This window comes from Cysteiniphilum sp. GTC20157, from assembly GCF_055396795.1.
The window spans coordinates 629487-650723 of sequence record NZ_AP044698.1; the positions used below are offsets into that span (position 1 = coordinate 629487).

Annotated in this window: 20 protein-coding genes; 10 read left to right on the top strand and 10 right to left on the bottom strand. The window is 38.7% G+C overall.

Features of this window, described 5'->3' with window-relative positions; genetic code table 11:
• The first annotated feature begins 60 nt into the window (after nt 1-60).
• The 8 genes from ACZ5V8_RS02900 to ACZ5V8_RS02935 all read left to right on the top strand — a co-directional run bounded on the left by ACZ5V8_RS02900 (nt 61) and on the right by ACZ5V8_RS02935 (nt 8865).
• Nucleotides 61-1227, top strand: a complete 1167-nt coding sequence (locus ACZ5V8_RS02900) for a DegT/DnrJ/EryC1/StrS family aminotransferase (RefSeq protein ID WP_464218273.1) — start codon at nt 61-63, stop codon at nt 1225-1227.
• A gap of 39 nt (nt 1228-1266) precedes the next feature.
• Nucleotides 1267-3051: a polysaccharide biosynthesis protein gene (locus tag ACZ5V8_RS02905; RefSeq protein WP_464218274.1), complete on the top strand. Its 1785-nt coding sequence runs from the start codon at nt 1267-1269 to the stop codon at nt 3049-3051.
• Between the two features lie 123 nt (nt 3052-3174).
• Nucleotides 3175-4020, top strand: coding sequence for a hypothetical protein (locus ACZ5V8_RS02910; protein WP_464218275.1), 846 nt, complete (start codon nt 3175-3177; stop codon nt 4018-4020).
• Nucleotides 4021-4188: 168 nt separating this feature from the next.
• Nucleotides 4189-6105 carry a threonine--tRNA ligase gene (gene thrS, locus ACZ5V8_RS02915; RefSeq protein WP_464218276.1) on the top strand — a complete coding sequence of 639 codons (1917 nt, stop codon included), beginning with the start codon at nt 4189-4191 and terminating at the stop codon, nt 6103-6105.
• A 34-nt stretch (nt 6106-6139) separates the two neighbouring features.
• The gene (infC, locus tag ACZ5V8_RS02920) at nt 6140-6661 is read left to right on the top strand and encodes a translation initiation factor IF-3 (protein ID WP_464218706.1); all 522 of its coding nucleotides are present in this window, start codon (nt 6140-6142) and stop codon (nt 6659-6661) included.
• Between the two features lie 58 nt (nt 6662-6719).
• Nucleotides 6720-6917, top strand: coding sequence for a 50S ribosomal protein L35 (gene rpmI, locus ACZ5V8_RS02925; RefSeq protein WP_119328653.1), 198 nt, complete (start codon nt 6720-6722; stop codon nt 6915-6917).
• A 34-nt stretch (nt 6918-6951) separates the two neighbouring features.
• Nucleotides 6952-7311, top strand: a complete 360-nt coding sequence (gene rplT / locus ACZ5V8_RS02930; RefSeq protein ID WP_117003271.1) for a 50S ribosomal protein L20 — start codon at nt 6952-6954, stop codon at nt 7309-7311.
• A gap of 228 nt (nt 7312-7539) precedes the next feature.
• A complete protein-coding gene (locus tag ACZ5V8_RS02935) occupies nt 7540-8865 on the top strand; it encodes an amino acid permease (protein ID WP_464218277.1) in 1326 nt (441 codons plus the stop codon).
• Nucleotides 8866-9147: 282 nt separating this feature from the next.
• Here ACZ5V8_RS02935 and ACZ5V8_RS02940 read toward each other — a convergent pair whose 3' ends face one another.
• The 5 genes from ACZ5V8_RS02940 to ACZ5V8_RS02960 all read right to left on the bottom strand — a co-directional run bounded on the left by ACZ5V8_RS02940 (nt 9148) and on the right by ACZ5V8_RS02960 (nt 14845).
• Nucleotides 9148-9414 (bottom strand): oxidative damage protection protein, encoded by a 267-nt coding sequence (locus ACZ5V8_RS02940; RefSeq protein ID WP_464218278.1) that lies wholly within the window; start codon nt 9412-9414, stop codon nt 9148-9150.
• A gap of 204 nt (nt 9415-9618) precedes the next feature.
• Nucleotides 9619-10038, bottom strand: a complete 420-nt coding sequence (locus ACZ5V8_RS02945; protein WP_464218279.1) for a hypothetical protein — start codon at nt 10036-10038, stop codon at nt 9619-9621.
• 10 nt (nt 10039-10048) lie between these two features.
• Entirely contained in the window at nt 10049-11959 is a 1911-nt protein-coding gene (gene mnmG / locus ACZ5V8_RS02950; RefSeq protein WP_464218707.1) for a tRNA uridine-5-carboxymethylaminomethyl(34) synthesis enzyme MnmG, read from the bottom strand.
• Nucleotides 11960-12182: 223 nt separating this feature from the next.
• On the bottom strand, nt 12183-14552 hold the full coding sequence (locus ACZ5V8_RS02955; protein ID WP_464218280.1) for an MMPL family transporter: 2370 nt from the start codon (nt 14550-14552) through the stop codon (nt 12183-12185).
• A gap of 65 nt (nt 14553-14617) precedes the next feature.
• Entirely contained in the window at nt 14618-14845 is a 228-nt protein-coding gene (locus tag ACZ5V8_RS02960; protein ID WP_464218281.1) for a hypothetical protein, read from the bottom strand.
• Between the two features lie 198 nt (nt 14846-15043).
• Here ACZ5V8_RS02960 and ACZ5V8_RS02965 point away from each other — a divergent pair, with 198 nt between their 5' ends.
• Nucleotides 15044-16210: an amino acid permease gene (locus ACZ5V8_RS02965; protein WP_464218282.1), complete on the top strand. Its 1167-nt coding sequence runs from the start codon at nt 15044-15046 to the stop codon at nt 16208-16210.
• Between the two features lies 1 nt (nt 16211).
• On the opposite strand, the gene ACZ5V8_RS02970 is transcribed toward ACZ5V8_RS02965, so the two are convergent.
• The 5 genes from ACZ5V8_RS02970 to ACZ5V8_RS02990 form a co-directional block, all read right to left on the bottom strand.
• A complete protein-coding gene (locus tag ACZ5V8_RS02970; RefSeq protein ID WP_464218283.1) occupies nt 16212-16904 on the bottom strand; it encodes a Bax inhibitor-1/YccA family protein in 693 nt (230 codons plus the stop codon).
• A gap of 93 nt (nt 16905-16997) precedes the next feature.
• Complete coding sequence (locus ACZ5V8_RS02975) at nt 16998-18473, bottom strand: hypothetical protein (protein ID WP_464218284.1); 1476 nt, start codon at nt 18471-18473, stop codon at nt 16998-17000.
• Nucleotides 18474-18529: 56 nt separating this feature from the next.
• Nucleotides 18530-19150, bottom strand: a complete 621-nt coding sequence (gene lipB, locus ACZ5V8_RS02980) for a lipoyl(octanoyl) transferase LipB (protein ID WP_464218285.1) — start codon at nt 19148-19150, stop codon at nt 18530-18532.
• A 3-nt stretch (nt 19151-19153) separates the two neighbouring features.
• Nucleotides 19154-19402, bottom strand: a complete 249-nt coding sequence (locus ACZ5V8_RS02985) for an HP0495 family protein (RefSeq protein WP_440617480.1) — start codon at nt 19400-19402, stop codon at nt 19154-19156.
• 215 nt (nt 19403-19617) lie between these two features.
• A complete protein-coding gene (locus tag ACZ5V8_RS02990; RefSeq protein WP_464218286.1) occupies nt 19618-20214 on the bottom strand; it encodes an XTP/dITP diphosphatase in 597 nt (198 codons plus the stop codon).
• A gap of 135 nt (nt 20215-20349) precedes the next feature.
• Between ACZ5V8_RS02990 and ACZ5V8_RS02995 the strand changes: the two genes are divergently transcribed.
• Nucleotides 20350-21234: a DMT family transporter gene (locus ACZ5V8_RS02995; protein ID WP_464218287.1), complete on the top strand. Its 885-nt coding sequence runs from the start codon at nt 20350-20352 to the stop codon at nt 21232-21234.
• Nucleotides 21235-21237 lie beyond the last annotated feature (3 nt).

Here is a 21237-nt window from a genome sequence, read left to right on the forward strand (position 1 = left end):
TAACAGCAAGAGATCTAAAAATTTTGAAATTTAACTTTTACATTAGTAGAGGATTTTTGAATGACGTTAGGCGCATGGCCGCACTTTGCTGAAGATGAAATTTTGGCAGTTGAAAAAGTTTTAAGAAGTGGCAAAGTAAATTATTGGACTGGCAACGAGTGCAAGCTGTTTGAGGAAGAGTTTGCTAAATTTATTGGTTGTGATTATGCCATTTCATTATCAAATGGAACGGTAAGTCTGGAGTTAGCACTTCGTGCTTGTGATGTGGGTTATGGTGATGAAGTTATTACGACACCAAGAACATTTATTGCCTCGGCAAGTGCCATTGTTGCTGTAGGTGCGATTCCTGTTCTGGCAGATGTTGATTCTCATACTGGTAATATAACAGCTGCTACGATTGCAGAAAAATGTACTGATAAAACAAAAGCGATTATCCCAGTTCATCTTGCAGGTTATCCATGTGAAATGGATGAAATTATGGAGTTGGCATTAGCAAAAGGAATTTATGTTATAGAGGATTGTGCTCAAGCTCATGGTGCTGAGTATAAGGGGAAAAAGATAGGTTCATGGGGGCACTTTGGCTCATTTTCATTTTGTCAGGATAAAATTATGACAACCGGTGGCGAAGGAGGTATGTTAGTTTGTAATGATGAAAGTCTTTTTAAACGAGCGTGGAGCTATAAAGATCATGGTAAAAGTTATGATGCAGTCTTTCATAATAAACATGAGGCTGGTTTTAGGTGGTTACATGGATCATTTGGCTCCAATTTCAGGATGACTGAAATGCAGGCTGCAATTGGTAGAATGCAGTTGAAAAAACTACCAAATTGGCTTGCTAGAAGAAATGAGATTGCACAAGCATATACAAATGCCTTTTCTAACTTTGAAGCGGTTGAAACTCCAAATTATTCAAATGATATAATTCACGCGTTTTATAAATATTATTTGTTAGTTAATGAGGGCAGACTAAAAGAGGGTTGGAGTCGTGATAACTTGATAGTAGAGATTACCTCAAGAGGGGTAAGCTGCTTTAGTGGCAGTTGTTCAGAGATATATAAAGAAAAAGCTTTTATGGGCAGTGAGTATAGCCTGCATAACCCACTAGCTAATGCTAAACGTATAGGGGAGAGGAGCTTGATGTTGTTGTGCCATCCAACATTATCAGATGATGATATTGAAAATAGTATAAATATAATTACAAAAGTTCTAGAGCAAGCAAGTATGTAGTTCACTTTTAGATAAAAGTGAGGAGTAAAAGAGATAATAATGAAAATAAGCCTAATAAAAAATAAAAGTGCGTGGATCGTCTTTGTTTACGATATTTTCTCAGCCTTACTCTCATGGGGGATTGTGCATGCGCTTATATGGGGAAGAGTAAGTGGTTTTAGTTTTCGACAGTTTATATTTATAGCGATTGCATTTGCTATATCAACCAAGATTTTTCGTACCTATGCCTCGCTATGGAAAACAGTGTCGGCAGAAGACTTAAAAAGGAATATTTATTCAGTTATTTTGGGAGTGATTATTTTTTTTGGTCTAGAGTTTATTGCTAATAGGATGGATTTTATTGCTCGCTCTGAAGTGCTGTTTTATCCGGTATTGACGCTTTTAATTACTTTAGCAGGACGATTTTTTTACCGGCAGTATTTGTTGGGAGTGAGGAAAAAGCATGCAAAGAAACTGATTATCATTGGTGGGGGCAGCGGTGCAAGTTTATTTTTACGTGAGAATGATGCGCTTAATCGACCTTATAATGTTCTAGGTATCTTTGATGATGATAAAACATTGCATGGTAAGTTATTACGTAATAATAAAATCATTGGACCTGTTAACTTCCTAGACGAGCGAGATTTTTTAACAAAACACCCAGCAGACGAAGTTTTAATCGCTATTCCATCACTTGATAAAGTAAAATTACAAACGCTGTATCAGAAAGTCTCAAAGCTTGGCTTGCCTGTTAAAATTTTACCATCGTTAATGGAGTTAACACACGGCGCTAAACTGACTGATTTGCAAGAGATAAAAATTGAAGATCTTCTGGGGCGTGATCAAGTTGTTATTAACTCAAATGAATTGGATAAAGCCTATCTGGATAAAGCAATATTGGTCACAGGTGGTGCTGGATCTATTGGCTCTGAGATATGCCGGCAGTTACTCAAAAAATCATCTCCAAAAACGCTCATTATTTTGGATCACAGTGAATATAATCTCTATTTGATTGAGAAAGAGCTTAGTGCATATCCTTGTCAAACAGACTTACAGTTTATTCTGGCAAGTGTAATAGATACCGAGGCACTAACGCAGGTCTTTGAGAGAAATAAAATTGATGTCGTCTTTCATGCGGCAGCATACAAGCATGTGCCACTGTTGGAAGATCAGCCAGAAATAGCCATTCAAAACAATATTTTAGGAACTAAGCAGGTTGTTGATTTGAGTCTGCAATATAAAGTCGAGCGCTTTCTTCTTGTATCAACGGATAAAGCAGTTAATCCAACAAACGTTATGGGCGCGACAAAGCGGGTGGCTGAGTTATATGTGAATGCTCAAAAAAGTGAACATACAAAGTTCATGATCACACGCTTTGGCAATGTGTTGGGTTCTGCAGGTAGCGTTGTCCCACTATTTAAAAAGCAATTGGAAAGTGGTGGGCCCATTACAGTGACGCACAAAGATATTGAACGTTATTTTATGACGATTCCAGAGGCTTCACTATTGGTTATTTTATCTTGTGCTATTGGCGTAGGTGGAGAAACTTTTGTACTTGAAATGGGAGAGCCTGTAAAGATCGTTAAGCTTGCTGAGCAAATGATAAAGCTTTCTGGTAAAAAGCCTTATGAGCAGATTAATATTGAATTCACAGGGTTGAGACCTGGTGAGAAAATGTATGAAGAATTATTTTATTCAAAAGAAGAGCTCAGAAGCTCAGGTTTTGATAAATTATTAATTGGTCAATCCATTCATCTGGAGAGTGATAAAATAAACGCTATACTTAGTTTGTTAAAAACAAATGCGACAAAAGAAAGTTTACTTAAAGTTATTGAATTTTTATAAAAAACGGTTATTAAACATGTTGAATCAAAATAACCAAAACCTTTCATTGCATAGTTATCATCAATTTATTATATTTCTGCCAGTGTTTGCAAACAGATAACAAAAAAGAAAAAAAGGAAAAGTATGTCACAACAGGATAATGATATTATTAGCATCAGTGATTTATTGGTGACCCTAATTAAGCATATTAAATTATGGTTTGTTCTTGTAGTGCTTGGTGCGATTTTGAGTATTGTTTATGGTATTAAGCATCAAGATAACTACGAATATAGCGCTTATCTTTTAGGACCTAGTTATATTGATAGTGGGCAATTGGTGAGTGTTATGGGGGAGGATAAGCTCTCGAAATTGATTGATATTTACTATAAACAATATCAAGATGATCAAAAATCATCTAAAGATAATCTTAAGGATACAATGCAATTTGATATTGCTAAGTTAATGCTTCATGTCAAAGCAAAATACAAAGAACAAGGACAGGTTAATGAATTATTTAGTCAATTTATTGCTTATATCCAAAAACAACAGCAATATATCAACAATATTAATAATTGGCAGAAGAATGTTGAGTTCAACCTTGCGCAATTACAACAACAAAATAAAGTGTACGGTGACACAGTTAATCAATTTCAGCATAACATGGACAGCTTAACTAAATCACAAGACTTGGCAACGGTCAATGGTCAAGCACTGTTAAATAATCTGTCTAACACCATTTTATCCTATCAAAATCAAATGTTTAGCAACAATATAACAATACAGCATTATAAGTCACAATTAAAAACGCTTGATCACAATGTCCTTATTTATGGTGGGATGCTTAGGTCTTATAAACCGGTTGGTTTAACCTCACCAATGATTATTGTGTTGGGTATCATACTGTCGCTTATTCTAGCAACGATTATTGTGTTTATGGTTGAGTTTGTTAGAAACTTGCGTCAAGAAGTTAAGCAAAAAATGGCAAAATAGATCGCATCAGGTCTATTGAAGTATAAAATACAGCGTGGGCTGCTGAAACAAAACCACAATGCTTGACAGCAGCTATGGTAATACTTGAAAATACTCTACTATAGACTTATTGCTTTGCTTAAACTTAAAGAGCAAGCCTAATGAAAATAATAACATCTGGAGTGAATAATGCCTGTAATTACCTTGCCGGACGGGTCGCAGCGTGCGTTTGAGAAACCTATTTCCGTATATAACGTTGCCTTGGATATTGGGCAGGGTTTAGCAAAAGCTACCCTGGCTGGTATTGTCAATGGCAAAGAAGTAGATACAAGTTTTATTGTAGAGCATGATGCAACCGTGAAATTGATTACGGCAAAGGATGATAAAGGCTTAGAGATTCTACGCCACTCCTGCGCGCACTTGTTGGCGCAAGCGGTGAAACAGCTTTATCCTAATGCTCAGGTGACGATTGGGCCTGTGATTGAGGATGGTTTTTATTATGACTTTGCTTATGAACGTGCGTTTACACCTGAAGATTTAGAGAAAATCGAAAAGCGCATGTACGAGTTAGCGGCACAGGCGGAAGATGTGACACGTGCCGTTAAATCACGTGATGATGCGATTACTTATTTTGAAGCCATTGGTGAAAAGTACAAGGCAGAAATTATTGCTGATCTACCACAAGATGAAGTGTTAAGTTTGTATTCACAAGGTGACTTTACTGATTTGTGTCGTGGACCACATGTGCCCAATACTTCTTACCTTAAAGCCTTTAAGCTGATGCGTGTAGCTGGCGCTTATTGGCGTGGTGACTCAAAAAATGAGATGTTAACACGTATTTATGGTACGTGTTGGGCGGATAAAAAGCAGCTTAAAGAATACTTAACGCGTCTTGAGGAAGCGGAAAAGCGTGATCATCGTAAGATCGGTAAGGCGCTTGATCTATATCACTTTCAAGAAGAGTCCCCAGGGATCGCTTTTTGGCATCCAAAGGGCACTGCCATTTGGCGTGTTGTTGAAGATTATATGCGTGCCTCCAATGAGAAATATGGTTGCACTGAGATTAGAACGCCATTGATTGCAGATATCTCGATGTGGGAGAAGTCAGGGCATGCGGCAAAATATGCTGAGAATATGTTTATGACACATTCTGAGAATCGTGAGTATGCGATTCGTCCGATGAATTGCCCGACTTGCGTTCAAGTTTATAATCATCATTTGCATAGCTATCGCGACTTACCAATTCGCATGGCAGAGTTTGGTGTTGTTCATAGAAATGAAGCATCAGGTGCTTTGCATGGTTTGTTACGTGTCAGAAGCTTTACGCAAGATGATGGGCATATCTTCTGTACAGAGGCACAAATCGAAGCTGAAGTGGCACTAATGGTTGAACAATGCTTTGAAGTTTATCGCGATTTTGGCTTTACCGATTTTGATGTCAAACTTGCGCTTCGTCCTGAGAATCGCGTCGGCTCCGATGAGATTTGGGATAAATCAGAAAAAGCCTTAGCAGATGCGCTTCATAATCAAAAGGTGGCTTTTGATTATTTGCCTGGAGAGGGTGCATTTTATGGTCCTAAAATTGAATTTCATTTAAAGGATGCGATAGGGCGCAGTTGGCAGTGTGGCACGATTCAGCTAGATTTGTCCATGCCAATGCGCTTGGGGGCGACATTTATTGATGAAAATAGTGAAAAGCAAGTGCCGGTGATGTTGCATCGTGCGATTGTTGGTTCACTTGAGCGATTTATTGGTGTATTGATTGAGCATTATGCAGGTAAATTGCCTGTATGGTTGTCACCGGTGCAGGTGGTATTAACGGGAATTAGTAATAAACAAGATCAATATCTTAAAGAAGTTGAGCAAAAATTAAGAAAACTTGGTATTCGTACACAAATTGACTTGAGAAATGAAAAAATAGGGTTTAAAATCCGCGAGCACACTTTAGCACGAGTGCCATTTATGGCGATTGCTGGAGAAAAAGAGCAGTCTTTGGGTCAAATCACCGTCAGAAAGCAAGATGGTAGCGATCTAGGTGCGTTGACGATTGATGCACTTGCTGAGCTTTTGTTGTCAGAAATTGAGAAAAAAGGTCGAGTAAGTTGAGAGACCTAGAAAACCTAAATTAGGAGTTTGAGTTATTAACAAAGCAGACCAGAAAACGCCGATTAATGAAAGTATTAGGGCGAAAGAGGTTCGTTTAATCGGGCCGGAAGGAGAGCAAATTGGCGTTGTGTCGTTAAGACAAGCGTTAACACAGGCAGAAGAACATGGTATGGATTTGGTGGAAATTGCCTCTCAGGCAGCACCACCAGTGTGTCGTATCATGGATTATGGCAAATTCTTGTTTGAACAAGGCAAGAAGAAAGCCGCTGCAAAAAAGAAGCAAAAGCAGATGCAGGTCAAGGAAATTAAAATTCGTCCTGGTACTGATATTGGGGACTATCAGGTAAAACTACGCAACCTGATAAAGTTCCTTGAAGGTGGCGATAAAGTCAAGATCACTGTTCGTTTTAGAGGTCGTGAGATGGCGCATCAAGAATTAGGTGTTGATATGCTTAAACGCTTGGAAGCCGACTTAGATGAATACGGCGTGGTTGAGCACCGACCGAAAATGGAAGGTCGCCAAATGGTTATGGTCTTAGGACCTAAGAAAAAATAAACACATGCCAAGTGCAAGCTTGAACATGTCATAAAAATGGTAAAATGCGGAGTATATTATGCCAAAAATAAAAACAAACAGAGGTGCTGCTAAGCGCTTTAAAAGAACAGGTAAGGGTGGTTTTAAGCATCGTTCAGCGAACCGCGCTCACATTAACACGAAGATGACAACTAAGCGTAAGCGTCATTTACGTGGTATGTCTCAAGTTGCTAAAGTAGACGTACCAAGTTTGAATCAACAAATGCCGTATGCATAAGTGTTAGTAACAATTTTTTAAAGTGGAGTAGATTATGCCTAGAGTAAAAAGAGGCGTGGAAGCACGTCGTCGTCATAAGAAGATTTTAAAACAAGCCAAAGGCTATTATGGTGCGCGCTCGCGTGTGTATCGTGTTGCTAAGCAAGCGGTTATCAAAGCCGGTCAATACGCATATCGTGACCGTAAGCAGAGAAAAAGACAGTTCAGAGCGCTTTGGATTGTGCGCATAAATGCCGCAGCTCGTCAGCACGACTTAAGCTATAGCCTATTTATTAATGGCTTGAAAAAAGCGAACATCGAGCTTGATCGTAAGGTGTTAGCTGAATTAGCAGTATTCAACAAAGATGCATTTGCGCAATTAGTTGAAAAAGCAAAATCAGCATTAGCAGCTTAATTTAGTAAGCGCTAGTTGAATTAAAGGGTGTGCTGTTGGCAGCGCACCCTTTTTTTATGCGTACTTTTTAATTATCTGAAATCGTATGATTTTGTGTCTGCTCATTGGGGGTAAAACCTGTCATGGTAACTGCTGTTAACAAAAGGCGACTTTAATAGTTGCTTATACTATGGTATTTATTTTGATTATTATTGAGTAGAGAATATAAAACGCTAGAGGAATGCTTTAATGCATAATGTAAAAGTTATAAAAAATCAATATATGAGCTTTTGGATGTTAGTGGCGCTAGTCTCTGGCAATATGGTTGGTTCGGGGATATTTTTATTGCCATCAGGTCTGGCAAAGTTTGGTTCAATTAGTATTTTGGCATGGATTTTCACGGCAATTGGCTCGGTATTGTTGGCACTTGTTTTTTGCAGTTTTAGTCGCCTGATACCCAAGGTTGATGGCGGACCTTACACTTATGTGCGCGTCGGGATGGGTAACTTTCTAGGCTTCCAAAGTGGTTTTGGCTATTGGGTGTCATTGTGGGTAGGAAACTGCGCAATCTCTTTGGCAATGGTGGGATATTTGAGTTTCTTTTTCCCGATTTTGTCGGATAAGTTAATGACCGCAATTACAGCGATTGGCATTATTTGGATCATTACTTTCTTTAATATGTTTGGTGCGCGTATTGTGGGTTGGCTACAATTGCTATCAATGATTGGTAAAACAATTCCGCTATTGTTTATTATCTTTGCGGGTATTTGGTATATCCACCCAGAGTATTATCTTGAGTTTAATCGCAGCGATAGCTCAAGTTTAAGTGCATTAAGTGCTGCTGCTTCATTGACCCTTTGGGCATTTATTGGTTTGGAGTCTGCAGCAGTGACAGCAAGCAAAGTGAAAAACCCACAAAAAACCATCCCATTGGCGACATTAACAGGTACATTGATTGCGGCATTTATTTATATCGCCAGCTCTACAGTGATTATGGGTATGGTGCCAGCGGCAGAGCTTGCAAACTCGAATGCGCCATTTGCTCTAGCAGCGACAGAAATTATTGGTCAAGCCGGTGGTGTATTTATCGCAATTGCAGCAGTGATTGCTTGTTTAGGTACACTAAATGGCTGGGTGATGGTGACAGCAGTTGTGTCAAAATCTATTGCTGAGACTAATCTCTTCCCTAAGATTTTTGCTAAAGAAAATCGCTATGGTGCGCCAAGCTTTAGCTTGGTCTTATCTGGTGTGCTAATGACGCTTTTGCTATTACTGACGATGTCAAAAGCCTTGGTTGAACAATTTGAATTAATTATTCTGATGGCGGTGTTAACTGCATTGGTGCCATATTTTTATACGACGATATCGAATATCTTAGTGATCAAGCAACAAGATAAAGATAGTCCATTCTGGCAAATGTCCATTATTATTGCCGTACTTGCATGCGCTTATTCATTCTGGACCATATTAGGCTCAGGGCAAGAAGTTGTTTACTATGGTATGATCTTATTCTTTTTGGGTACGCCCATTTATGCGATTGCTGAATGGGTTAACTTGCAAAGAAAAGATGGCTAAGACTAGCTTAATACAAATTATTTATGCATTAATGGCACTACCTTAAGAAGTAGCGTATAAATACAGGCTTTGCAACGAAGTTAAATTAACCATACCTGAAAAATGGATTGCCACGCATCCATCCTTGCAATGTCATCCTCTGATTTGTCATCTTGAGCCACGATGGCACTAAGGAACCAGTGCGATACTGCCATGGACGGTTAGTGACTACCCTAAAGATATCATTAATTTATACAACATTGCTATATAGCATAGTACTCGTTTTTATGCTGTGTGCGGTGATTATTCAGGTGTAGAGAAAGCATCAGGCTTTTCAGAACCTTCGCCAAATAGAAATTTTTCCATTTCAGTCATTAAGAATTTCTTAGCTTCAGGCTCCATAAGGTTAAGACGATATTCATTGATTAAAATCGTCTGATGATCAAGCCATTTGCTCCAAGCCTCCTGTGAGATCGACTTTAAAATGCGTTGTCCAAGCGCTCCTGGAATGGGTGCATATTGCATGGCAGTGCCTTGTTGTTTCAGTTTTTCACAAAAAATATCAGTCATGGTCTCTTTTTTATCCTTTTCAGTTTAGGTTAGTCTAAAGTTAAGCAATAGGTTGTTAGTAATCATGGATATTCGAGTCAAGCCAGAATATAACAACTCATGGCCATTCTCGGACTTGATCCGAGAGTCCCAAAAAACACCTGATAATATTTGCATAGCTACTTATTAAAATTCATAAGTTATAGTGTGTTTTAATATATTCACTTAATAAGAAACACAGTTATTGCCACGGAATGTGGTGTTGACAATTTTTCTCGTTTTGTTGTCAAAGACAATCCATGTTGTGCACGATAATGAATACGTCTGACCACCGACAATCGTACCAGGTGTCGAGATCACCGTGGTGTTATTGCCATTTTGCACCGTAGTAATGTTCGTTGGCATTTGTGTAATGGGTGTGCTGACAATTTGGCGATCACTATAAACATAGGCTGTTTGGTTATTATCAAGCTTCAATGTTTTATTTGGATATCCCCACATCTGTACAAAAGTATCAATTTTTTGACCACGCCATTGATCTAGAATGGCACGATACTTTGCAGTGGTCGCGCATGCGCTCATCACAACACTCAACACAATCAAAAGCAATGTTTTAAATAAAGGCGTTGTTTTTTTCAGTATCATCAAAGGCCCCTTAGTCATTAATCTTATTTTGCTTCTTAAGAAAGCCTAACTTTTTCATGTAAATAGTCAATAAGGAAATAGCAGCCGGTGTTACCCCTTGTATGCGTGAAGCTTCACCTAGGCTTGATGGGCGTTGTGTCATAAGCTTTTGACGAACTTCGTTAGAAAGCCCTGAAACTTTGCTATAGTCAAACTCCTGAGGGATTTGTGCATTTCCAAGGGTTTGATTAGCCAAAATCTCTTCATTTTGACGCTCGATATATCCTGCATATTTGGCAGAGATTTCAATTTGCTCAATGGCTTGTGTGTGATCGATAAACTCACCAAGCTCTGCGATATCAGCAAGATTAGCAAGGCTTTGATAATCGACCTCAGGACGCTTTAATAAGTCAAAAAGGCTGCTTTCTTTACTCATGGCTTTGCCAAGCAATGACTTTAATTTTTCGGCTTTAACGCTTTTGGGTGCAACCCACGTAGATTTTAAGCGTGAAGTTTCACTGGATATTAAGGCTGCTTTGGCAAGATATGCTTCTTTATCTTTATTGTTTAACAGTCGAAGCTCTATCGCTTTGGGACATAGTCGCGCATCGGCATTATCCTCTCTTAGAATCAATCGATATTCCGCACGTGAGGTAAACATGCGATAAGGCTCTTGTGTGCCTTTGGTAATTAAATCATCGATGAGTACACCAATATATGCTTCATTGCGCTTGGGTGACCAAGTTGGTTTGCCTTGTGATTTAAGGGTTGCGTTTAAGCCGGCAATAAGACCTTGGGCAGCGGCTTCTTCATAGCCTGTTGTACCATTGATTTGTCCAGCAAAAAATAGATTTTCAACGTGTTTGGTTTCTAAGCTTGGATATAATCCACGTGGATCAAAGAAATCATACTCAATAGCGTAACCAGGGCGCGTGATGTAAGCGTTTTCAAAACCTTCAATGCTACGAATAAACTGCAGTTGCACATCAAATGGTAAAGAGGTTGACATGCCATTAGGGTAAAGCTCAATGCTATCTAATCCTTCAGGCTCAACAAATATCTGATGGCGATCTTTATCCGCAAATCGCACAATCTTATCTTCAATCGATGGGCAATAACGTGGTCCAATGCCATCAATCATGCCACCATACATCGCCGAGCGATCTAGATTTTTAAGAATGATTTCATGGGTTTTAAGGTTGGTGTAAGTAATATGACACGGCACTTGCAGTGGGTGCTCGTGCGCTTCATTAAAAAATGAAAAACAAGGTGTTGGGTCATCGCCAGGTTGAACACCCATTGCGGCAAAGTTGACGCTACGTTTATCAATGCGTGGCGGGGTGCCTGTTTTTAAACGTGCGACATCAAAGGGAAGTGCACGCAGTTTCTGCGCTAAAGCATTAGCCGGTTGATCACCGGCACGACCGCCTTGATAATGATTAAAACCGATATGAATTTTGCCTGCTAGAAACGTACCAACCGTTAAAACAACTGTTTTGGCGCGAAAGCTTAACCCCATTTGCGTGACAACACCAGTGACGCGATCATTCTCGATTAAGAGATCATCAACACCTTGTTGGAATATTAATAAGTTCTCTTGGTTCTCTAGTGCATTTCGTACAGCGATTTTGTAAAGTGTACGATCAGCTTGCGCGCGTGTTGCGCGTACTGCAGGTCCTTTTCTGGCATTGAGTGTGCGAAATTGAATGCCTGCCTTATCAATCGCTTTTGCCATAATGCCACCTAAGGCATCGATCTCTTTCACCAAATGACCTTTACCAATGCCACCTATGGCAGGGTTGCATGACATTTGTCCTAGGGTGTCGATATTGTGTGTTAAGAGTAGGGTGTTGGCACCCATGCGTGCCGCTGCCGCTGCCGCTTCTGTTCCAGCATGACCGCCACCAACAACGATAACATCAAACTCTTGAGGATAAAACATCATAATAATAGATCTACTTTTAAATTTTGGTTATTTGAACTCATTTAAATTGGTCAATTAGACTACAAAAAGTCACTGATGCGCATCATATAAAAAAAACAAGGATATGTCCATGAACTTTCAGTGTTGCCCTTTAGCCTTTGTGAGTGATCTGCCCCTCTCAACCGTGCAGCCTAAGCTGCACGAGCAATCGCACAAGGGGAAAGGTACTAGATGATGCAACTTATTTATACATCACTCGATTAGAAGCTAAGGGCGACAATAAAAATGCACTGGCAATGCCAACAAATACAGCTAACCCAAAGTAGTGGATAACGGGTGTTTGGCTAAAAGCTAATAGTCCAAAGGAAAGTATCGTTGTAATCGCTGAGAGTGTCACTGCTAGCATTGTGCTATGCAGGCTTGACTTGGTTTCAGCAAAAAACAATACATAATCAACGGCAATGCCCAGCACTAGAATTAATGCCAGAATGCTAAAGAGTGTAACTGGGACGTTAAATATGCCAAACACGGCAAGGCTTAGTAAGGTTGCCATCGTTGGTGGTACAAAATAGCAAATCGCTTTTTTAAGACTTCTATAGCGTAACAATAATAGTAAAAATAGTGCCACGAATACGATAACTAGGAGATAACTAATATATTGACGATAGGTTTTAAAGACATGTGAGATTTCATCTGCCTTGTTAATAAAGCTTGTATAGGAAAAATTGGAGCAGATCATCTTGATATCGTCCATATTTAGTTTTTGTGATAACAAAACAATGGAAGTAAATTGTGCCTCAGAATGTCTTGAAGTTTGAGTTTTTCCCATCCATAAAAATTGTAAGTTGTGTGATACGGGTGAGCTTAACCAATCGTGAACAGTCAGTGGTTTAAAAGGAATATTACGTAAGTTCTTTTCAATACGCTTAATTTCTTTGCTATCAACACCGATTTGGTTTAGGAAGTCGCTTAATCGATTTTGTAAGAGGTTCTCGCGCACAAGTGTGTAATTCTGTTGTTGGCTATCAATGCTTGGCAGATATTGGCTAATCGAGATAACTGGTTGCGGGATAGTTGGGTTTTGCGCTTTAATTTGGTTAATCAATATATGCTCATGACTGATGACATCTTCAGGTGTATTGCCTGTGACAACAATAAAATCAGTGCTGACATCGCTGCCAATAATCGATTTTAATTGCTGTTCATTGGCTTTTAGTGCTTTGGGTGTCGCTTCTAAAATGCGAATATCATCATTGCTATGCAGTTTAGAGATGCCAATGGCGGCGATAATCGCAAGGATCATGTAGATGATCATAATTTTTTTGATACTTAAGTTTTGCCAAAGCTTAAGATAAAGTGTGGCGATGCGACAAATAAATGAATTAAAGGCTCGTTTATGTGGTTTAAGCAGATAAGGAAACAAACATACCACCGTCAGGTATGACATCAATAAACCGCTAATGGCAAAGGTGGCAAGTTGGCGTAATCCTGGAAAAGGTGCAATGGCGATAATCAAATAAGCAATGATAACGTTTAAAAGACCTAAAGTAATGCCAGAGAAAATGCGCTTAAGTCCAGAACTTGACTGCCATAGCTTGCCACCATACAATCGATCAGCATAGTAGAAAAAGGCATAATCGACTGAAATGCCAATTAGACTGGCACCAAAAACAAGGGTAAATAAAAAGACCTTACCAAAAATAAGGTACGTTACGATAAAGGCAAAAACAAAGCCAATCGCACTAGAGAATAGCGTCAATAACAACGGTGATAATGAACGAAAACTAATAAGCATTAAGAGAATAATGCCAATCAATGAGCCAACACCAATGATTGAAACATCGTGGCGCGCGCTATCTGTGCCAGTTTTGGCATAAAACAGCATGCCCGTCATCAAAAAAGTACTTTGTGGATAGTCGTTTGTAATCGTTTGTTTTATGTTACTTAAAAGGCGAGTGATATTGTTTTGATTGCTTAAGGAGAAACTATCTTCCTTTAAGGTGGCATTAATCATACTATACCAGATGCCATTATCTTCGGTCATCAGGTGATTTTTATACAAATCAAGCTTATTAGATGGTTTGGGCAAAGCTAAGATAAAGTGCTGAAAAAGAGAAAAAGGATCATTTTGCAAGAGCTTAGAATTACTAATGCCGATGGGACTATAGAGGTTAAACAAAGCCTGTTGACTAATGGTGTTAAATTGATGTTGCGTTATCAATGTATGATCTTTATCCGATAATAAGGATAAGCGATAGGGGAAATAAAAACTTGCCCATGCTTCTTGTTCATTAGTGCTTACGCCATTAGTCACACTGGAAAAGTAATCAGATTGTTGAAGTCTATGACTAAAAACATTCGAAGCTTGCAATGCTTTATCTTGATCGGGATTGCCAACCAAAATAACAATCTTTTTGCCCATTGTGTTGGCAAAATTATCAGCGATCTTCTCGATACTATTGGTATCTTTGGCACCTGGTAATAGCGCGAGCATATTGGTGTTAATGGGTAAACCTTGGAAAAGCAAAAAAACAAAGCTTAGAAGGCTTAAGGTTGAAAGTATTACCCACAGATATAAACGCTTTTTGAAACAATTCTTCTGAGAGTGCATGTTGATATAGATTGTAAACTCATGGCAGCATACTGGCAGATAATCTAGAGAAGTACAATTTTTATTTAGGCATGATAAAGTGATGAAGTTGTTGAATGAGTCTTTTTAGTTGTGGATGCATGTGATTTGCTCGTATGCTGATGTGTATTATGCTTGGCTTCTTTGTGATGCTTTGTTGCTTTTGTGTACCCTGTATTGCTGGCAGTTATGCTTGGCGTGCTTGCAAATGCCGTAAGTGACATTCCCATAATACCAACTAAAGCTAATGTGATCTGTGTAATTTTCTTAGTCATAATGTATTCCTTTTGTTTGTTTGGTTGTTAATTCTTATTATTAGCGAAACGTTGGTCGCAATTGACAATGTTATGAGTTTCATATTAAGAAAATATTAAAGATTACTAAAATAATTATTTTTTGAGCGATGATTAAATATACTTTTTATCTGTACTGTTGTATCGTTACGATTTTGGTGCATTTAATGGAGAAAGCAAATGACAAGATCGCTTGGTGGTGCGTTTTTAGTGGTCGGGACAACAATTGGTGCGGGGATGTTATCATTGCCGTTAATTACGGCAGCTTGTGGCTTGTGGGTATCGATAGTATTAATTATTATTTCATGGTCAGTGATGTATTTAACAGGATTAAGATTAATCAAAGTCTGCGCGCATCAGCCATTGGGAGTGAACTTCACCTCATTGATCAAAGAGGAAATGCCAAAGAGCCTGCAAGTGATTTTCACATTAGTTTATCTGCTTTTGCTCTATGCATTAATGGCAGCCTATACCACACAAGGCGCGTCATTGGTGAATTTGGTGTCACAAGCACAAGTGCCAACAGTCAGTGTTGATGCGATTGTCTTTATCTTGATTTTTGGACTTGTCATTTTAAGTACGCGCTTAAGTGACTATGTTAATCGCTCATTTGTGTCGGTTAAACTTGTATTTTATGTGCTCTGCGTGATTAGTATGCTGTTTGCTTTAAAATGGGCAAATATGCTTGATATGCCATTATCTTTCTATGCTTTAGTGTTTGCGTGGCCAACACTTTTACCTTCTTTTGGTTTTCAGAACATCATTCCCGTATTGTATGAGTATCAAAAGGGTGACGTTCAAGCAGTCAAGCGCAGTGTGTTTATCGGCAGCATTGCTGTCCTCATCATTTATATCATCTGGCTTATTGTCTGTTTGGCTATATTGCCACAACAAGGGTTGCACAGTTATGAGACCATCTTTAAAGATGGAAATACCTTAACAGCATTGATGAATGAGATAAAAGAAGCCACCCAAAGTGCGAGTATTAATACCTTCTTATCGGTATTTGTGAATATTTCAATTATTACTTCATTTATTTGTGTTGGCTTGTCGCTTTATCATTATATCAGGGACACGTTTAGACGATTTAATATTGAGTTAAATAAAATAGTTGGCTTTTTATTGACCTTTATCCCGCCATTTATATTTACGGTTTTTTATCCCAAAGGCTTTATCTTAGCCTTACAATATGCGGCTATTTTTGCGGTAGTGATTTTTGTATTTACGCCGATTTATTTAGATAAAGAAAACAGAAAAGATGCAGTTAATCTTTATCCTTTAGTATTGGGTGCTTTAGTTATAGTGGCGCAAGTGCTCAATTTATCTGGCATATCACAGCCGTTTTAGATTAGTTACGATTCCCTGAGAACATACCTAAAAATTGTAGAATAGTTAAGAAAATATTTAGGATTGAAACATAAATAGTTACGGTTGCAACAATGTAGTTTGTCTCACCACCGCGTACGATCTGGTTGGTTTGCCATAGAATGAAGCCGCCTGAAATAAAGGCGATAATAACAGAAAGTGCTAAGTACAATGCCGGCATTTGTAAGAATAAGTTAACCACAATAGCAACTAATGCAATCAGTGCACCTATGCCAAGGAAAGAGCCTAATCTTGAGAAATCACGTTTTGGATTTAAGGCGATTGCTGAAAGCCCTAAGAATATTGCGCCTGTTGCGCCTAAAGACATCATGATAAGCTCTGAGCCGTTACTAAACGTTGTAATATAGAAGTTCAAAATGGGTCCTAACGTCCAACCCAGAAAGCCCGTTAATGCAAAAGTCAGCACTAACCCCATTGGGCTATTGCGTGTTGCTTGGACGCCAAATAGTAAAGCAAAGTAGACGATTAACGTAATAAAGGGGTTAATAGGAGGCGCTGCCACCATCATTGACCAGCCGGCTGTTAAAGCGCTAAACAAAAGGGTTAGTGACAACAGTAAATAAGTGTTACGCAACACTTTGTTGGTTTGAATGACTGAGCTGCCACGAGCATCAATCACGCGTGCGTTTTGTTGATAGTTAAAACGATCGTTCATATTCTCTCCATATTATATTTAAATGATAAAGCCAAAATTACTGGTAAGTATATGGGGAGAGTCGCTGAAAAAACAATAGTCAATGGCTTAAATTTAGACATTTTTTTTATGATAGTGCATGAATTTTGCTAATAGGTAGGCAAAGCAAGCGCATAGCAGGCCAGCGACTAACAGCGTGCCATAAAGATAAGATAATGATTGATAAGTACTTGTTAGAAGTTGCGAATTGAGAATATTTTGATTAAGAGAGTAAACAAATACGCCAATTGCCGCGGTAATGATAAAGAAAAATCCCATAACGATAGATTCATACTTGCGCGGTGAGAATTTACCAACCATTGCGTAATACAAAGGTAATAACAATACTTTAGCAACAGAGTTTAACATTAAAGTGATAAGTAATAAGTAGTTTCCCGTCATTGCAAAGTGATTTAAAGATTGCGAGAAAAAGCTGAAAAATAACAAACCACATGCCAACGCCATAAAAAAAGTAGCCAAACTAAATAAGCGAATCAAGCGCTTCATATGTTGCGTGTGTTTATTTTTATTCCACAGTACTGCTGAGACAAAGCCAATAATTAGTACTAAAGCAATATTAGCTTCAAAAAAGAAATCAGCCGATAAACTCTTAGCGTTAAAGAAACCATAATCGCGGTTAAAAAGAGTGAGATAGTTAAGGAAAATAGTAATAATGCTCTTATCAGCAAGCCAGAAAAATACGCTAAGGGCTAATAGAATAAGAAGCAAGCGGTTGCGCTTGCGTTGAGTCTCATCTTTTTCAAGATAAGCATAGATAAGCATGATGCTAATCGCTATAAGTGCTATGGCAATAATAAGCACTTGCAATACGCGCTGATAATGCAGTAAAAAATCAGTTACCGAGGAAAGTACGATCAAAATAAACAAAACACTATAGGTCGATGGTGTATATTTTGCTTCAACACCATCAATCAAACCAATATTGCGATTAAGATAAATACCACCGGCTAAGAAAATAAGCACAGCAAATAGGGTAACTATGGCCATAATCATAAACCAGTGCTGATAACTTAAGTGTTGCAATGTGCCACTAATCGATAACGATAATGCAGCACCAAGCACAGTGGTCATATACATCAAGGTAAAACCCGCGTGGCGTCTTGGGTCATCTTGAGTATAAAGAAAGCTTAATGTAGTGAATAGATTGGGAATAACGAGTCCGACACCAATAACATAGGCGGAAAAGCCAATTAAGGATAAGTTATTAAGTGATAACAGGATAAGGGCGACAAATGAATAAAGCATACCGATAATTACTGAGCGGCGATGACCGATCATATAACCTAGAATGCCACCGATTAATCCGGCTGCACTATATAAAAAGAGATTCGTCACAAGATTAAAGTTGATGGCTAAAATATCAGAGGTTAACCCCTCCTGTGTACTATCAGCAATGCTATGAATATAGCCAGAAAAATGCACTGTTATAGCCGTTGTGCCCATGCTATAAAGAAGCGAGGTTAACAACAAAAACCACAAGCCAAAGGGTTGCTTGGTGTTAAGGAGTAGTTTTTTAGGTTTTAGTTGCATAGCCTATGTGTGTCAAATGAGTCTTTGGTTATTATGACAATAATCTCATGATCGGTCTAACTGAAAATCGGGTTATCTAACTTTTGAGTCAATATATTGGCATAATCATTCAATACATCAGTAATGCTGATTTTAGAGTTGTGCGCGTGAACTTGTGTCATTTTCAAGCCTTGATAACCACAAGGGTTGATATAGTTAAACGGTGTTAGACCCATATTTACATTAATGGCAAGACCATGATAGGTTAGCCCTTTTTTAACACGTAAACCAAGTGATGCAATTTTAGCCTGATCAACATAAATGCCTGGTGCATTCTCAATGGTATGACTGCTGATACCATAGGTTTTTAGTAAGTGCATGCATGATTTCTCAATCGTGCAAACAAAATCTTTAACGCCTAAATTAAGACGTTTAAGGTCAAATAAAAAGTAAATAACGGCTTGTCCTGGTCCGTGATAGGTGACTTGACCGCCACGATCACTTTGAATAACTGGAATGTTTTTAGGGTTTATAATATGCTCAGGCTTGCCGTGACGACCTTGGGTGAAAACCGGTGGGTGTTCAACAAGCCAGATTTGGTCTTGAGTGTCCTTAGTGCGTGATTGTGTAAACTCAACCATTGATCGATAAACTGACTCGTAGTCCTGTAATCCCAAATTTTTAATGGCGATTGACATCTGTTAAAGCACCATGTGAATCTCAGGATGTCCACTTAGTGCTTGATAAATATTATCAAGCTGCTCTTTGCTTGTTGCTTCAAAGATTGCGGTAATAGAGATGTATTTACCGGTTTTGCTTTCGCGTGTGGTGAATTCAATTTTCTCAGGATTTTCGATGTATTTTTCTAAAGTGTTAAGGACAAACTCAGCAACTTCTTTTTGCGGATTTGCCATGATTTTGATTGGAAATCGGCAAGGAAATTCAAACAAGGTGTCAGGTTGCTTGGTCTGACTATTTTCATTCGCAGGTAAGCCATTACCTTGATCGTTGTTATTTTTTTTATTTTCTTGGTTGTCTGTTATTTCGTTTTGTTCATTTTTTTTATTATCACTCATCTTCAATATAACCCATCGACTATCAATTAATATTGCGCTTTAGTGTAATGTAAAGTATCAAGAAAATCATCTTGAAGTATCATGTTTTTCTACAAAAGGCAGTGGAGTTTCTCTTTGAGTTTTGCCAACGCGCGAGCGCGATGACTCACACTATTTTTAACCTCATTAGATACTTCAGCCATCGTTTGCTGATATTCAGGCAATAAAAAAACAGGATTATAACCAAAACCATTATCTCCACGGCGCGCATGGGTGATACTGCCATCAACACGTCCTTCAGCAATGACAGGCATTGGATCATGCTCATGCATTACAAGTGCTAAGACGCATTGAAAATGGGCTTGACGTTTGTTATCCGTGACATTTTGCATATCAGAAAGCAGCTTATCGATATTTGCCTCATCATTACCATGCCCACCAGAGAAACGTGCTGAATAAATCCCAGGTGCACCTCTTAAGGCATCAACGCATAGACCAGAGTCATCGGCAAGAGCGGGGAGTCCCGTAAATTGCGCACAGTGTCGCGCTTTTAAAATGGCGTTTTCAACGAAGCTTAAACCGGTTTCGTCAGCATCGGGGACATTAAACGCTGTTTGTGGAATGACTTTAAAGCCCAAGGGCGATAATATCGCACTGACTTCTTTGATTTTTCCCTTATTACTTGATGCAAAGACAATTTCTTTCATGTGTTTAGTGAGTCCTGTTTAGTAAATTGCGCGTAGTTTAATAGCAAATAAAAAACTAAGCAAATGGAGTAAATTGCTAGTCAGTGTTGAGGTGATTAAGTTAGTATATCGCATCAAATTAAGAGAAGAGAAAGTATGACCAACGAGAAAAAGGCATTGATAGCACTGATCATAACCGTTGTTTTATGGGCGTCTGCGTTTGTCGGTATTCGTTATGTGATGGAAGCGTTTTCAGCAGGTGGCTTGGCGTTATCACGCTATTTTGTGGCATCGGTTGCAGCATTGATTCCATTTTGTCTGATCAAAAATAAAAAACTGCCACGGCTTAAAGACTTGATGCTATTCGCTATTCTTGGTTTTTTTGGCTTTTTCTCTTATAACCTTTTATTAAATGAAGGTGAGAAAACGGTAAGTGCTGGTTTGGCAAATTTTATCGTTGCGCAATTGCCGATTATTGTCACTGTTTTAGCCATGATTTTGTTTAAAGAGCGCATCAATCGCTATGGTGTCTTGGGGTTTGTGATCAGTTTGTTTGGTGTGCTGGTGATACTCTTGGGAAGTCACAATAGCGCCGGATTTTCTGGTGTGCTATTAGTCTATGGTGCGACCTGCTCAGGTGCGATTTACTCATGCTTTCAAAAGAAGTTTCTAGCGCGCTACCACCCGATTGAAGTCGTGTGTTACTGTATGTGGCTAGGCACTTTGATGTTAATGATTTTTGCGCCTGAGGCAATAAACTCAGTCATACATTCGGATATGTCACACGTCTTAACCATTATTTATATGGGTGTTTTCCCTGGAGCGATTGCTTATTTATTATGGGGGTACGCCTTTAAACATATCAAGGCTGCAGCGGCATCGAGCGCTTTGTATCTTATGCCCATATTTACCTTAATTTTAGCGGCTATCTTCTTATCTGAAATTCCAAGTATTCTTTCCGTCATTGGCGGAATTATTGCCGTTATTGGTTCGGTTGTGATTAGCAAGTTTGGTGTCGCTGTTACGCGAAAAGATCAGTGAAGT

Coding starts and splice junctions, on each gene's coding strand:
- ACZ5V8_RS02900 (WP_464218273.1), top strand. CDS start 61: ATGACGTTAGGCGCATGGCCGCACTTTGCTGAAGATGAAATTTTGGCA.
- ACZ5V8_RS02905 (WP_464218274.1), top strand. CDS start 1,267: ATGAAAATAAGCCTAATAAAAAATAAAAGTGCGTGGATCGTCTTTGTT.
- ACZ5V8_RS02910 (WP_464218275.1), top strand. CDS start 3,175: ATGTCACAACAGGATAATGATATTATTAGCATCAGTGATTTATTGGTG.
- thrS (WP_464218276.1), top strand. CDS start 4,189: ATGCCTGTAATTACCTTGCCGGACGGGTCGCAGCGTGCGTTTGAGAAA.
- rpmI (WP_119328653.1), top strand. CDS start 6,720: ATGCCAAAAATAAAAACAAACAGAGGTGCTGCTAAGCGCTTTAAAAGA.
- rplT (WP_117003271.1), top strand. CDS start 6,952: ATGCCTAGAGTAAAAAGAGGCGTGGAAGCACGTCGTCGTCATAAGAAG.
- ACZ5V8_RS02935 (WP_464218277.1), top strand. CDS start 7,540: ATGCATAATGTAAAAGTTATAAAAAATCAATATATGAGCTTTTGGATG.
- ACZ5V8_RS02940 (WP_464218278.1), bottom strand. CDS start 9,414: ATGACTGATATTTTTTGTGAAAAACTGAAACAACAAGGCACTGCCATG.
- ACZ5V8_RS02945 (WP_464218279.1), bottom strand. CDS start 10,038: ATGATACTGAAAAAAACAACGCCTTTATTTAAAACATTGCTTTTGATT.
- mnmG (WP_464218707.1), bottom strand. CDS start 11,959: ATGTTTTATCCTCAAGAGTTTGATGTTATCGTTGTTGGTGGCGGTCAT.
- ACZ5V8_RS02955 (WP_464218280.1), bottom strand. CDS start 14,552: ATGCACTCTCAGAAGAATTGTTTCAAAAAGCGTTTATATCTGTGGGTA.
- ACZ5V8_RS02960 (WP_464218281.1), bottom strand. CDS start 14,845: ATGACTAAGAAAATTACACAGATCACATTAGCTTTAGTTGGTATTATG.
- ACZ5V8_RS02965 (WP_464218282.1), top strand. CDS start 15,044: ATGACAAGATCGCTTGGTGGTGCGTTTTTAGTGGTCGGGACAACAATT.
- ACZ5V8_RS02970 (WP_464218283.1), bottom strand. CDS start 16,904: ATGAACGATCGTTTTAACTATCAACAAAACGCACGCGTGATTGATGCT.
- ACZ5V8_RS02975 (WP_464218284.1), bottom strand. CDS start 18,473: ATGCAACTAAAACCTAAAAAACTACTCCTTAACACCAAGCAACCCTTT.
- lipB (WP_464218285.1), bottom strand. CDS start 19,150: ATGTCAATCGCCATTAAAAATTTGGGATTACAGGACTACGAGTCAGTT.
- ACZ5V8_RS02990 (WP_464218286.1), bottom strand. CDS start 20,214: ATGAAAGAAATTGTCTTTGCATCAAGTAATAAGGGAAAAATCAAAGAA.
- ACZ5V8_RS02995 (WP_464218287.1), top strand. CDS start 20,350: ATGACCAACGAGAAAAAGGCATTGATAGCACTGATCATAACCGTTGTT.